Source organism: Rhodopseudomonas sp. P2A-2r, from assembly GCF_026015985.1.
GTDB lineage: Bacteria > Pseudomonadota > Alphaproteobacteria > Rhizobiales > Xanthobacteraceae > Tardiphaga.
The window spans coordinates 6194024-6206725 of the sequence record NZ_CP110389.1 but is presented as its reverse complement, the minus strand read 5'-3'; the positions used below and the strand labels follow the sequence as shown (position 1 = coordinate 6206725).

Sequence of the window (12702 nt, the reverse complement as noted above, 5' to 3'; positions counted from 1 at the left end):
TCCGTTTGCATTCCGTCGCCGGCTGGTTTTAATCTTCCCGAAGAGTCGCCGCGTTCCTCGCGCGGTCGGAATGGAGCGTGCTTGGTGACAGTTTCAATGCGGATCGGCACGCGCAAGAGCACGATGGCGCTGGCCCAGACCGAGGAAATCGCGCGCCGCCTGATTGCCGCCGATCCCGCCCTCGATGTCGAGATCGTCAAGTTCGAGCCGGTCGGCGACCGCGACCAGACCAGCAACCTGCTGCGCCATGGCGGCAAGGGCGGCGCCTTTGTCGGCGAAATCCGCAATGCCGTACGCGAGGGCCGGCTGCACGCAGCGATGCATTCGCTCAAGGACATGCCCGGCAACGAGGACACGCCCGGGCTGGTGATCGGCGCCGCCTTGGTGCGCGATCCGCCCACCGACGCGCTGGTGCTGCGTCCGGGCCTTACGCTGGAGGATCTCCGGCGCACGCGCGGCGAGGGCTACAGGATCGGTACAAACGCGGTCCGGCGCGCGGCCTATATCAGGCGATTGTTTCCGGCCGTCGAGGTGATTCATTTTCGCGGCGCCGCCGACACAAGGGTGCGCAAGCTCGACAATGGCGAGATGCAGCGGCTGCCCGGCGGCGGCGAAGTCGGCCCGGCCGACGCGCTGATCATGGCGCGCTCCGGCCTCGAGCGTGTCGGCCTGGCCAACCGCATCGCCTGCGATTTTTCGCCGCTGGACATGCTGCCGGCCGCCGGACAGGGCATTGTCGCGGTGGAATGCGCGGCGAATGACTGGCAAACGCGAAAAATTCTCGCATTGATCGACGATCCCGCGGCGCACCTGTCCTGCGACGCCGAACGTGAGGTGCTGTGGGTTCTCAACGGCCACTGCAACTCGCCGATCGCCGCCTATTCGGTGATTTCAGGCGGCGAAATGTCGCTCACGGCCTCGGTGCTGGATGAGGCGGGCGGTCATTTCATCGAAGTGACGCGGGTCGGCCCTGCCGACCGGCCGCGCGAACTCGGCCGCGCCGTCGGGCTCGATTTGCTGCACAAGGGCGCCGGCGACATCATCGAGCGCAGCCGGCCGGAGCATTAGGGGGTTACGTGTCCCGGACGCGCTGCGGCGTTCATGCCGCTGCGCAGAGCCGGGACCGTATCAAACGCAGGAGCTTGGTACGGCCCCGGATCTGCGGCGCACCACGCCGCAAGGGCGGCGCATTGCTCCGCGTCCGGGGCACGAAGCCCTGCGGCCCCCGCTTACCCCTCATCCCCTCCGACATCCCCACCGCCCACAGCGCGAACGCATAGACGATGGCGATTTCGTCGAGGCGGTTGAAGCGGCCGGAGGCGCCGCCATGGCCGGCGCCCATGTTGGTGCGCAGCAGCACCGGGCCGCCGCCGGTCATGGTGGCGCGCAGCCGCGCGATCCACTTGGCCGGCTCCCAATAGGTGACGCGCGGATCGGTCAGCCCGCCCATCGCCAGGATCGCCGGATATTCCTGCGCGCTGACATTGTCGTAGGGCGAGTACGACAAAATGGTCTTGAAATCCTCGGCGCTTTCGATCGGGTTGCCCCATTCGGGCCATTCCGGCGGCGTCAGCGGCAGGGTGTCGTCGAGCATGGTGTTGAGCACGTCGACGAACGGCACCTCGGCGACGATGCCGGCGAACAGGTCGCCGGAGCGGTTGGCCACCGCGCCCATCAGCATGCCGCCGGCGCTGCCGCCGTGGCCGACGATGCGCTGCTCGCTGGAATAGTTGTCCGCGATCAGCGCGCGCGCCGCCGCGGCGAAGTCGTCGAACGAATTGGTCTTCTTCTCCTTCTTGCCGTCGAGATACCAGCCCCAGCCCTTGTCGGCGCCGCCGCGGATATGGGCGATGGCATAGACGAAGCCGCGGTCCACCAGCGACAGCCGGTTGGCGGAGAACGAGGCCGGCATCGCCATGCCGTAGGAGCCGTAGCCGTAGAGCAGCAGCGGCGCCGCGCCGTCGCGCACCAGGTTCTTGTGATGCAGGATGGATACCGGCACTTCGGCGCCGTCATGGGACGTCGCCATGATCCGCGTGGTGACGTAGTCGTCGGGATTGTGGCCCGACGGAATTTGCTGGCGCTTGCGCAGGTGGCGCTCGCGCGTCGCCATGTCGTAATCGTAGACTTCCGATGGCGTGGTCATCGACGAAAAGGCGAAACGCAGGTTGGTGGTGTCGAATTCGTAGCCGCCCATGGTGTCGAGCGAATAGGCTGATTCGTCGAAGGCGATGGCGTGCTCGTCCTTGTTGACGAGGTCGCGGATCACGATGGAGGGCAGCGCGTTGGCGCGTTCCAGCCGAACCAGATGATGGGCATAGAGCTCGATGTCGATGATGTACACGCCGGCGCGGTGCGGGATCAGGTCGCGCCAATGTTCACGCGATGGCGACGCCAAAGGCGCGGTGACGATCTTGAAGTCGATCGCATGGTCGGCATTGGTGAGGATGAAAAGTTCGTCGCCGCGATCGGCCAGCGAGTACTGCACGCCTTCCTCGCGCGCGGCGACGAGGCGCGGCGGCGCGTCGTAGTCGGCGAGGTCGATCAGTTGCTGCTCGGAGGTCTCGTGGTCGCCGCCGGCGATCACGCAGAAGCGGCCGCTGGCGCTTTCATGGATGTGGGTGAACCAGCCGGCATCCTGCTCCTCATAGATCAGTCTGTCCTCTGCCTGCGCGGTGCCGAGGGTGTGGCGCCAAACCTGCATCGGCCGGTGGTTGTCGTCGAGCTTCACATAGAAGAACGCCTTGGCATCCAGCGTCCACACCACGCCGCCGTCGGTCTCCTCGACCAGGTCGGTGCTGTCCGTGCCGGTCGCCCAGTCGCGCACCCGGATGGAAAAATATTCCGAGCCCTTGATGTCCGCGGACCATCCCTCAAGCTTGTGGTCCGGCGAATGGCGGGCGCCGCCGAACTTGAAGTATTTGTGGTCGGCGGCAAGAGCGTCGCCGTCGAGGATGATGTGCGGCTCGCCGCCGTCGCGCGCCGTGCGGCCATATTGTTCGTGCTGGCCGCCCTCGCGGTATTTCCTGAGATAGGCGAACGGCCCATCCACCGCCGGCACGCTGGAATCGTCCTCCTTGATGCGGCCGCGCATTTCCTTGACCAGGGTCTTCTGCAGCTCAGCGGTCGAGCCGAGCAGGCTCTCAGTATAGGCGTTCTCCGCCTCCAAGTAGGTGCGGATTTCCGGATCCAGCACCGTGGGGTCGCGCAGCACCTCCTGCCAGTTGGTATCCTTCAGCCAGGCATAGTCGTCGGACACGGTAATGCCGTGGGCGGTGAAGCTGTGGGGATGGCGTGGCGCCACCGGCGCAGGGACGGGCTTGGTCATGACGGCTCTTTTCGGCAAAGGCTTGATCGGGAAGGCGGGATCGGACTAAGGCTGAAACCGCCGCGCAGTGCGGTATCCGGCGACGTCAGCAGGGATGCATCATGGATATAGAGATTCTCGACCGGCTTGCCATCCGCGACCTCGTCGAAAACTGGGTGCTGTGGCGCGACGCCGGCGACTGGGACCGCTTCCGCACCGTCTGGTTCGACGATGGCCGCATGATGGCGACCTGGACGCAAGGCACCGCGGACGAATTCATCGCCATGAGCAAGGAAGGCTGGGCCAAGGGCGTGTCGATCATGCATTTCCTCGGCGGCCAGTCGATCGATCTCAAGGGCACCCGCGCGGTGTCGCAGACCAAGATGACCATCGCCCAGCGCGCGCCGGTGCATGGCGTCGTGGTCGACGTGACGCTGACCGGACGGTTCTACGATTTTCTCGAAAAGCGCGACGGCAGATGGGGCATGGTGCTGCGCCAGCCGATCTACGAGAAGGACCGCATGGACACCGTGATGCCCAACGCGCCGCTGGTGCTGGACGAAAAATTGCTCAACAGTTTCCCGGACGGCTATCGCCACCTAGCCTATCTGCAGAGCCAGATCGGCTACCAGATCAAACCCGACATGCCCGGCCTGCGCGGCGCCGCCGTGGAAGCGCTGTATGTCAGCGGGAAGAAATGGCTGAATGGGGAGACGCTCGACAGGTAGATAGAAGCGCGCTGCTTCTCCCCTCCCCTTGCGGGGAGGGTCGGGGGTGGGGGGCCACAATCGCTACAGATGAGTTTGCCGCCCCCCCCCCCCCCCCCCCCCCCCCCCACCCCGGCCTCCACTTCCGACGATGCTGCGCATCGTCGTCGTTCGGCCGACCCGCCCCCAGCAAGGGGGAGGGCGACCATTCGCTTCGGTGCTACAACAACAAAAAAGTAAAAGGGAGACTCCACATGCCCGACTTCATCACCCTCGACGCGCTGGTGCGCAACACGGCCGAGGCCAGCCCTGCGAGGATCGCCGTCATCGATGGCGACCGGCAGCTCACTTACGCGCAGCTCGATGCGCTGATCGATCGCGTCGCTGCGGCCCTGCAGGCCAGCGGCGTGCAGCCACGCGAGGCGATCGCGATCTGCGCGCTGAGCTCGATCGAATATGTCGCCACGTTCCTCGGTGCCCTGCGTGCCGGCGTCGCGGTGGCACCATTGGCGCCGTCATCGACGCCCGTCGACTTCGCCGCCATGGTCAAGGATGCCGACGCAAGAATCCTGTTCATGGACGACGCCACCGCAGTCTCGCTGGCCTCGGCGGCGATTGAGCCTAGCGTGCAGCGTGTCGCGCTAGACAACGGCAGCGCCGGACAGACATTCAGCGCCTGGTGTGACGCCGCTCCCGCAAAACCCGCGCCGGTGACGGTCGATCCGGACTGGGTGTTCAACATCATCTATTCCTCCGGCACCACGGGCACGCCGAAGGGCATCGTCCACACCCACCACCTGCGCTGGCGGCAGTACGGCCAGCTCGATCCGCTCGGCTATGGGCCGGACGCCGTCACCGTGCTGTCAACGCCGCTTTATTCCAACACCACTCTGGTCTGCTTCAATCCGACCTTCGCCGGCGGCGGCACCGTGGTGCTGATGAAGAAGTTCGACGCCCGTGGCTTCCTCGAACTCAGCGCCAAACACCGCGCCACCCATGCCATGCTGGTGCCGGTGCAGTATCGCCGCATCATGGCGCTGCCGGATTTCGACAGCTTCGACCTCTCCTCTTTCGTGATGAAGTTCTCCACCTCGGCGCCGTTCGGCGCGGCGCTGAAGGCCGACATCCTCAAGCGCTGGCCCGGCGGGCTCACCGAATATTACGGCATGACCGAGGGCGGCGGCTCCTGCGCGCTGCTGGCACATGAGCACCCGGACAAGCTGCACACCGTGGGCCAGCCGATGCCCGACCACGAGATCATCCTGCTTGACGACGACGGCAAGCCGGTCGGCCCGGGCGAGATCGGCGAGATCTTCGGCCATTCGCCTGTCATCATGCAGGGCTATCTCAACCAGCCCGCCAAGACCGCCGAAACGTTCTGGCACGACGCCACCGGCAAGCGCTATGTCCGCACCGGTGATGTCGGCCGCTTCGATGAGGACGGCTTCCTCACGCTGATGGATCGCAAGAAGGACATGATCATCTCCGGCGGCTTCAACATCTATCCCAGCGATCTCGAGGCCGTGCTGACGGGGCATGCCGACGTGCTGGAAGCCGCTGTCGTGGCGATGCCGTCGGAGGAATGGGGCGAGACCCCGGTGGCGTTCGTGGTGCTGCGGCCGGGTGCGGCGGTGGATGCCGCCGAGCTGAAGCAATGGACCAATTCTCGCGTTGGCAAATTCCAGCGCCTCAACGACGTCGCGCTGGTCGATACTTTGCCGCGCAGCGCCATCGGCAAGGTGCTGAAGCGCGAGTTGCGGGATCAGAGACTGGCGATGGGGGCTGCATCGTAAGCAGCGAGGCAGGCTTCTTATCCCTCCCCCAAAGCGAAGCTTCGCGTGGTGGGGAGGGTGGCCGGCCGTCAGGCCGGTCGGGTGGGGGCGGCGCAACATACGCCACCGAGCTTGGTGCGCCCTCACCCCGGCCTCCACTTTAGCGATGCTGCGCATCGCTTCGTTCGGCCGACCCTCCCCACCTCGCGCGGCTGCGCTGCGCTCCGGGGAGGGAGACCATTTGCGCCTTCGCTTGATCTCAATAATGCGGCGGCGGTTCGTTGCTGGGCGCGCCGGAATTGTGCTCGGCTTCCTGCACGCGCTCGCCCAATGTCGCGACCTGCCTTGTCAGCGCGTCGATCTGCTTCCATTGCGCGGTGATGGTGGCGTTGAGCGTCTCGATGGTCTCGTCCTGATAGGTCAGGCGGGTTTCCAGCGCGTCGATGCGCGCGCTCAGTTCGGCCTCAGTCATGGGCGGCCTCTTTCGCGCGCGCGTGCAGCAGGTCGAAATCGTCGGAATTGATCGGCGCGTCCGCGGCGATCGACTGGCTTTCCTTGAGTCCATGGCCGAGCGCGATGCGGCCGTCGAACACGAAGCAGTCGCCGCGCCAGCGGCTCTCCCGCTCCGGCACCTGCTCGAGATATTTCAAAATGCCGCCCTTGAGGTGAAAGACCTCGGCAAAGCCCTGCGCCAGCAAATAGGAGCTGGCCTTCTCGCAGCGGATGCCGCCGGTGCAGAACATCGCGATCTTCCGGTGCTTCGCCGGATCGAGCGTGCGGGCGACGAAGTCCTTGAACTGGCCGAAGCTCTTGATCTGCGGATCGACCGCGCCTTCGAACGTGCCCATCGCCACCTCGAAGGCGTTGCGGGTGTCGAGCAGCAGCGTGTCGTCATCGGCCATCACCGCGTTCCAGTCGGCGGGATCGACATAGGTGCCGACCTGCCGGGTGGGATCGGCGTGCGGCGCGCCCAGCGTGACGATTTCCTTTTTCAGCCTGATTTTCAGGTGCAGAAACGGCATCGCCGAGGCGCGGGAGAATTTCAGTTCGAGCCGGTCCAGCCGTCCACCGAACAGCGCGCCCTGCGTCAGCTCCGCCACCAGGGCGTCGATGGCGTCGTCGGTGCCCGCCACGGTGCCGTTGATGCCTTCCTCGGCCAGCAGCACGCTGCCCCGGAGATTGAGGCCGGCACACAGCACCCGCAGCGGTTCGCGCAGCTCGGCGAAATCCGGCAAAGCGGCAAACTGGTAGAGAGCGGCAACCTTGAACATGGCGGGGGTTTACCAGCGCCGCGGAGCCGGGGAAAGGCCGGCGCACAGCCGTCATCCCGCTCTGAGCATTGCCCTCGACGGCCTTGGCATGCCAGATACGCTGCGTTCCCCGTCTCCAAACCGGCGCCCGATCGGCGCAAACCACCTGAAATGAGAATCTTGGCATGAGGAATTTCCATCTCGCCGGCCGCTCCACGGTCCATTCACTTAACGGCATGGCGGCGAGTTCGCATCCGCAGGCGACGCTGACCGCCATCGAGGTGCTGAAGGCCGGCGGCACGGCGGCGGACGCGGCGGTGGCCGCCTGCGCGCTGCAGGGGTGATCGAGCCGCAGTCCACCGGCATCGGCGGCGACTGCTTTGCGCTGATCCAGCCCAAGGGCGAGGGCCGGGTGCATTCCTACAACGGCTCCGGCCGCGCGCCGAAGGCCGCGACCGCGGAGTGGTACATGGAGCGCAAGATGTATGCGATCCCGACCACGGGCCCGCACGCGGTTACCGTTCCCGGCTCCATCGATGCCTGGGCGACGATCCTGAAGGATCACGGCAAGTTCGGCCTCGACACCCTGCTGCAGCCGGCCATCAAGGCCGCCGAGGAGGGCTATGTGGTGGCGCCGCGCGTCGCCTTCGACTGGAAGAACAATCTCGAGAAGATCCGCGCCGGCATCAATGCGCCGCGCTATCTCTTGAAGAACAACGAGGCGCCGGTGGCCGGCGACGTCATGAAGCAGCCGGAACTGGGCCAGACCCTGCGCACCATCGCCAGGCTCGGCCCCGACGGCTTCTACAAGGGCTATGTCGCCGAGGACATGGTGGAGACGCTGCGCGCCAACGGCGGCCTGCACACCATGCAGGACTTCGCCGACCACACGACCGAGCGCACCACGCCGCTGTCGACCAACTACAAGGGCCTCGACGTCTGGCAGTGCCCGCCCAACGGCCCGGGCATCACCATGCTGGTGATGCTCAACATCCTCAGCAACTTCGATCTGGCCAAATATCCGCCGTTGAGCATCGAGCGCTTCCACCTCGAGGCCGAGGCTGCGCGCATCGCCTACCTGATGCGCGAGCAGGACATCGGCGATCCCGCTTATGTCGGCATCGACATCGAGCGCATTCTCTCCAAGCAGTTCGCCGCCGACTGGGCCGCAAAAATTCGCATGGACGCTTTGGTCGAACTGCCCGACGTCAAGCCGCCGATCAATCCCGAGACCGTCTACATCACCGTGATCGACAAGGATCGCAACGTCTGCTCGTTCATCAATTCGGTGGCGCATGCGTTCGGTTCGGCTGTCGTGTCGAACAAGACCGGCGTGGTGATGCAGAACCGCGGCGCCGGCTTCCGCGTGCAGCCCGGCCATCCCAACTGCATCGCCCCGGGCAAGCGCCCGCTGCACACCATCATCCCCTCCATGACGACGGAAAACGGCCGCGCCAAAATGTCGTTCGCTGTGATGGGCGGCCAGTACCAGCCGGTTGGGCAAACCCACGTGCTGACCAACATGGTCGACTACGGCATGGACGTGCAGGAGGCCATCGACCTGCCGCGCGGCCTGCATTACGAGGGCGTCTATGGGCTTGAGAGCGGCGTCTCCAGCGAGATCGCCGACGGACTGGCGAAAATCGGCCACGTCATCGGACGCCCGGTTTCGCCGTGGGGCGGCGCCCAGGCGATCTGGATCGACTGGGAGAAGGGCACGCTCACCGGCGGCTCCGAACCCCGCAAGGACGGCTGCGCGCTGGGGTATTGAGGGTCTCGTGACGAACCGAGGGACCGTTCCCCGGACGCAGCGCACCAAGCCGCGAAGCGGCGTGGTGCGCTGCAGATCCGGGGTCCCGCCGTTGTCATGCACGGGGATCCCGGACGCGGAGCGGCATGAAGAATGCCGCACCGCGTCCGGGAAACGGGTCGTGTCCTGGTAACTCCTGAACGCAAAAAACCGGCCCCTTGCGGGACCGGCTTTCGCAGCGTCGCCTCAGCGTACGGAGGAGTCAAAACTCCGCCCGCTGAAATTCGCTCAGAGTTTCTTGTGCGCGAAGTCCGCGGCCTTGTCGGCGGCATCCTTGGCGGCCTGCTTGGCATCGCCGACGGCCTGCTGCGCGTGGCCCTTGCCTTCCTGGATCAGGCCTTCGCCCTGCAGGCGATCGTTGCCCGTGGCTTCGCCAATGCCCTGCTTGGCCTTGCCGGCCAGTTCGTTCGCGGTTCCCTTGATCTTGTCTGTGGTGGCACCCATGGGGTACTCCTCTCGGGTTGAGGCCGGCATCGGGAAAACGACTTTCCGAATGCCCGGCCCTGCGTGAGCTTCGCCGAGACAAGCGCCAGCTCAGTTGAATGTTCCTCGCTCTCCGGGACGTGATGTCGCATCCTTTCGCGACGCGCCGCGGAACCACCGAAAGCAACATCATGTCCGGACACGACCACAATCATCCTCACGACCATTCGCACGATCATTCTCACGACCACGATCACAGCCACGATCCCGACCGCTGGAAGCACGACGGCATTCGCGTGATCCCTGCCGACAAGCTCGATCCCAACGTGCCGTCCACCGCCGGCATGGACCGCAAGGCGGCGATCAACTTCGCCCGCACCGGCGCGCAGAAGCTCTGGGCCGGCACCGTGTCAATCAAGCCCGACGCCAAGACCGGCGCGCATCACCACGGCCACCTCGAAAGCGTGATCTACGTCGTGAAGGGCAAGGCCCGGATGCGCTGGGGCGATCGCCTGCAGTTCACCGGCGAGGCCGGTCCCGGCGATTTCATCTTCGTGCCGCCTTACGTGCCGCATCAGGAAATCAACGCCAGCCCCGACGAGGTGCTGGAATGCGTGCTGGTGCGCAGCGACGGCGAGGCAGTGGCGATCAATCTCGACATCGAGCCGGCGGAAAAGGTCGAGAACGTGCTGTGGGTCGATCCCACCCATCCCGACGGCGCGGTGACGAAGTAACCGCGATTCTCACCTCTCCCCGCTCTGCGCGGGGAGAGGTCGACATTCGCGAAGCGAATGTCGGGTGAGGGGCGGGGCACTGACTCAATATTCACTTGCTGATGTGCCTGCCGCTCAGTCGCGGTGATGCCGTGCCCCGACCCTCACCCCGGCCCTCTCCCCGCGCAGAGCGGGGAGAGGGAGCGCCACCCCAGCACGCTCTCCACCCATTTCGCCACCTGCAGCAGATGCAGGTCCTGCCTGTAAGCCCCGACCAGTTGCAGCCCGAGCGGCAGGCCCTTGGTGCCGAAGCCCGCGGGCAATGCGATTGCCGGCACGCCGAGCAGCGTCCACGGCGCGCAATATTCGGCGTCGCCGGTGTAGCCCAGTCCCTCCGGTGCCTCGCCGAAGGCCGGCAGCGTCAGCACCGCGTCGAAGCCGGCGAGATCGTCGGAGAAGGCCGCCTGCAGTTTTGCCTGTTGCGCACGGGCTGCGAGATAATCGGTGGCGGCGATGGCCTTGCCGCTCTGCACCAGCTCCTTGAGCCTGACGCTGGTGCGATCCGGAAACCGCGTCACCAGGTCTTCGAAGATCGAAGCACCCTCGGCAGCGAGGATGGCATTGATCGCATCCCAGTTGCCGGCGTCGAGTGCGGGCAGCTCCAGTTCCTCCACGACAGCGCCGGCGCTGCGCAATTTTTCGATTCCAGCGTCGAGCAACTGCTGTTGCGCTGCTTCGACGCGATCGTATTTGGCGAAGCGCACCACTGCGAGCCGCGGCATCGCCTGCGGTTGCACGCCATCCGCGATCGATACTTCGAACGCGGGCAGCGTGCGTCCATGGCGATCGCTGTCGCTGCTGCCTGCCAGCAGTGACAGTGCCAGCGCCACGTCGTCGACGCGACGCGCGAAAAATCCGACATGATCGAGCGAGGGGCTGAGCGGATGCACGCCGCTGCGCGGGATCGCGCCAAAGCTCGGCTTGAAGCCGACCACGCCGTTGAACGCCGCCGGGCGGATCACCGATCCCAGCGTCTGCGAGCCCAGCGCCAGCGGCACGATGCCGGCGGCCACGGCCGCGGCCGAGCCGGACGACGAACCGCCCGGCGTGTGCTTGGCGTTCCATGGATTGGTGGTGGGGCCGGGATGCCGCCAGGCGAATTCGGTCGAGACGGTCTTGCCGAAAATCGTCGCGCCCAGATTGCGCAGCCGCTCCACCACCCAGGCATCGGCGGCCGGCACGTGGTCCCTGTAAACAGGCGAGCCGTTGGTGGTCACCATGTCCGCTGTGGCGATGATGTCCTTGATGGCAACCGCAATGCCGGACAGCGGCCCGGGCTTTCGCGTGATGTCGGTCGGCAGCACCTCGAACGCCTTCAGCACCGGCTCGATGGCCTTTGCTTTTTCGAGCTGCGCGGCGGCGTAGGTGTCGGCCGAGGCTTCGTCGGCCCTGAAGCTGCGCAGCAGTTCGAGAACCCCGGCGTCGGGAACGATGAGGGAGGTCATGGTGGTGTTTCCTGAAATAAGCGCCAGACGCAAAATTTGTGTCCCGGAGGCGATGCGGCATTTCAGGCGATGCACTTGCATCGCCGCTATGCCGCTTCGCAGATCCGGGACCCACTACTTTAACAGCAAGCTGGGCCCCGGATCAGCGGCGCACCACGTCGCAAGTGCGACGCGTTGCACCGCATCCGGGGCACGAGCCTGAGATCTGCTGTCCGACCTTACTTCAGCTTCAGCGCCGGTTCGATGTACTTCTTCACCACGAACTTGTCGTAGTCGGGCTGCGCGGAAAGATTGCCGAGTGCAATCTGGGTATCCATGGAGACCTTCAGCGACGGCGCGGAGATGTCGACGCTCGGGGGATAGACGCCGTCGGCGATCATGCGCTTGACGGCGGATTCCACCACCGCCGGGTCCAGCGTCGGGAATTCCTTCTGCGCGACGGCCACCGTCTTGGCCGGGTCCTTGGCCATGAAGCGCATGGCCATTTCCATGCCGTTGGTGACGCGCTGGGCGAGGTCGGGGTCGACGTCGTTGCGCGCGGTGACGGCGGAGAAGGCGTAGGCGCCGTAGGCCTTCGGGAAGCCGAACACCACCTTCATGCCCTTGGCGACCACCTGGTCGAGGCCGGGCTCGTACATCACGGCGACGTCGGCCTGCTTGGCCAGGAACGGTCCGGGCTCGGTGCCGATCGCCACCTGGATCATCTCCACATCGGTCTTGGCGTCCAGCCCGTTCTCCTTCAGCAGCTTGATGAACAGCGAGGTGCTGGTGGTCGGCATGGTGCCGGTGACGATCTTCTGGCCCTTGAGGCCCTTGATGTCGGTGAACTTGAAGTCCGGCGCGGTGGCGATCCACACCGCGGCGCCGTTGACCACATTGGCGATGATGCCCACCGGCGCGCCCTTGGAGGCGGCGATCGCGGTCCATTCCGGGCCGTGGATCGAGAACTGCGCGCTGCCGGAAATCACCGCGGACAGCGCCACGCTTGGCGCGCCGGCGGTTTCCTTGGTGACGTCGAGGCCCTGCGCGGTGAAGAAGCCCTCGTCGATGGCCACGTAGAGCGGCAGGTACAGCATCGACTGGAACGCCTGCGAGATCACCACCTTCTTTGTCTGGGCCATCGCCGGGGTGGCGAGCAGCAATCCGGCCAGCGCGGTGGCGCCGACGATACGCTTGAGCAACGACATGGAAAGGTCTCCGTGGGTGGGAAGGAAA

The 12702-nt window shown here is 65.7% G+C and carries 9 protein-coding genes and 2 pseudogenes; 5 read left to right on the top strand and 6 right to left on the bottom strand.

Translation table 11 applies throughout. The features are described 5' to 3' along the window. Window positions 1-96 precede the first annotated feature (96 nt). The gene (gene hemC, locus ONR75_RS29845; protein ID WP_413776549.1) at window positions 97-1068 is read left to right on the top strand and encodes a hydroxymethylbilane synthase; all 972 of its coding nucleotides are present in this window, start codon (window positions 97-99) and stop codon (window positions 1066-1068) included. Between the two features lie 175 nt (window positions 1069-1243). Here hemC and ONR75_RS29840 read toward each other — a convergent pair. After that, window positions 1244-3328 (bottom strand): annotated as a pseudogene (locus ONR75_RS29840) (S9 family peptidase); the annotation flags it as partial. 101 nt (window positions 3329-3429) lie between these two features. On the opposite strand from ONR75_RS29840, the gene ONR75_RS29835 reads away from it, so the two are divergent. Together ONR75_RS29835 and ONR75_RS29830 are read left to right on the top strand one after the other, a co-directional pair. After that, on the top strand, window positions 3430-4035 hold the full coding sequence (locus ONR75_RS29835) for a nuclear transport factor 2 family protein (protein ID WP_265080428.1): 606 nt from the start codon (window positions 3430-3432) through the stop codon (window positions 4033-4035). Window positions 4036-4268: 233 nt separating this feature from the next. Further along, complete coding sequence (locus tag ONR75_RS29830) at window positions 4269-5807, top strand: class I adenylate-forming enzyme family protein (RefSeq protein WP_265080427.1); 1539 nt, start codon at window positions 4269-4271, stop codon at window positions 5805-5807. A 238-nt stretch (window positions 5808-6045) separates the two neighbouring features. Here the strand turns inward: ONR75_RS29830 and ONR75_RS29825 are convergent, their stop codons facing one another. Together ONR75_RS29825 and ONR75_RS29820 are read right to left on the bottom strand one after the other, a co-directional pair. After that, the gene (locus tag ONR75_RS29825) at window positions 6046-6258 is read right to left on the bottom strand and encodes a SlyX family protein (RefSeq protein WP_265080426.1); all 213 of its coding nucleotides are present in this window, start codon (window positions 6256-6258) and stop codon (window positions 6046-6048) included. Then, window positions 6251-7057 (bottom strand): rhodanese-related sulfurtransferase, encoded by an 807-nt coding sequence (locus ONR75_RS29820; protein WP_265080425.1) that lies wholly within the window; start codon window positions 7055-7057, stop codon window positions 6251-6253. Before ONR75_RS29820 ends, ONR75_RS29825 begins: the two co-directional genes overlap by 8 nt. A 164-nt stretch (window positions 7058-7221) precedes the next feature. On the opposite strand from ONR75_RS29820, the pseudogene ggt reads away from it, so the two are divergent. After that, window positions 7222-8807 (top strand): annotated as a pseudogene (gene ggt, locus ONR75_RS29815) (gamma-glutamyltransferase). Window positions 8808-9074: 267 nt separating this feature from the next. Here the strand turns inward: ggt and ONR75_RS29810 are convergent. After that, window positions 9075-9290, bottom strand: coding sequence for a CsbD family protein (locus ONR75_RS29810; RefSeq protein ID WP_265080424.1), 216 nt, complete (start codon window positions 9288-9290; stop codon window positions 9075-9077). A gap of 170 nt (window positions 9291-9460) precedes the next feature. Here ONR75_RS29810 and ONR75_RS29805 point away from each other — a divergent pair, with 170 nt between their 5' ends. After that, complete coding sequence (locus tag ONR75_RS29805; RefSeq protein ID WP_265080423.1) at window positions 9461-10003, top strand: cupin domain-containing protein; 543 nt, start codon at window positions 9461-9463, stop codon at window positions 10001-10003. A gap of 143 nt (window positions 10004-10146) precedes the next feature. Here ONR75_RS29805 and ONR75_RS29800 read toward each other — a convergent pair whose 3' ends face one another. Further along, on the bottom strand, window positions 10147-11487 hold the full coding sequence (locus tag ONR75_RS29800; protein ID WP_265080422.1) for an amidase: 1341 nt from the start codon (window positions 11485-11487) through the stop codon (window positions 10147-10149). A 218-nt stretch (window positions 11488-11705) separates the two neighbouring features. Continuing rightward, a complete protein-coding gene (locus ONR75_RS29795; protein ID WP_265080421.1) occupies window positions 11706-12674 on the bottom strand; it encodes an ABC transporter substrate-binding protein in 969 nt (322 codons plus the stop codon). Window positions 12675-12702 lie beyond the last annotated feature (28 nt).

Coding starts and splice junctions, on each gene's coding strand:
- ONR75_RS29825 (WP_265080426.1), bottom strand. CDS start 6,258: ATGACTGAGGCCGAACTGAGCGCGCGCATCGACGCGCTGGAAACCCGC.
- hemC (WP_413776549.1), top strand. CDS start 97: ATGCGGATCGGCACGCGCAAGAGCACGATGGCGCTGGCCCAGACCGAG.
- ONR75_RS29835 (WP_265080428.1), top strand. CDS start 3,430: ATGGATATAGAGATTCTCGACCGGCTTGCCATCCGCGACCTCGTCGAA.
- ONR75_RS29810 (WP_265080424.1), bottom strand. CDS start 9,290: ATGGGTGCCACCACAGACAAGATCAAGGGAACCGCGAACGAACTGGCC.
- ONR75_RS29830 (WP_265080427.1), top strand. CDS start 4,269: ATGCCCGACTTCATCACCCTCGACGCGCTGGTGCGCAACACGGCCGAG.
- ONR75_RS29800 (WP_265080422.1), bottom strand. CDS start 11,487: ATGACCTCCCTCATCGTTCCCGACGCCGGGGTTCTCGAACTGCTGCGC.
- ONR75_RS29795 (WP_265080421.1), bottom strand. CDS start 12,674: ATGTCGTTGCTCAAGCGTATCGTCGGCGCCACCGCGCTGGCCGGATTG.
- ONR75_RS29820 (WP_265080425.1), bottom strand. CDS start 7,057: ATGTTCAAGGTTGCCGCTCTCTACCAGTTTGCCGCTTTGCCGGATTTC.
- ONR75_RS29805 (WP_265080423.1), top strand. CDS start 9,461: ATGTCCGGACACGACCACAATCATCCTCACGACCATTCGCACGATCAT.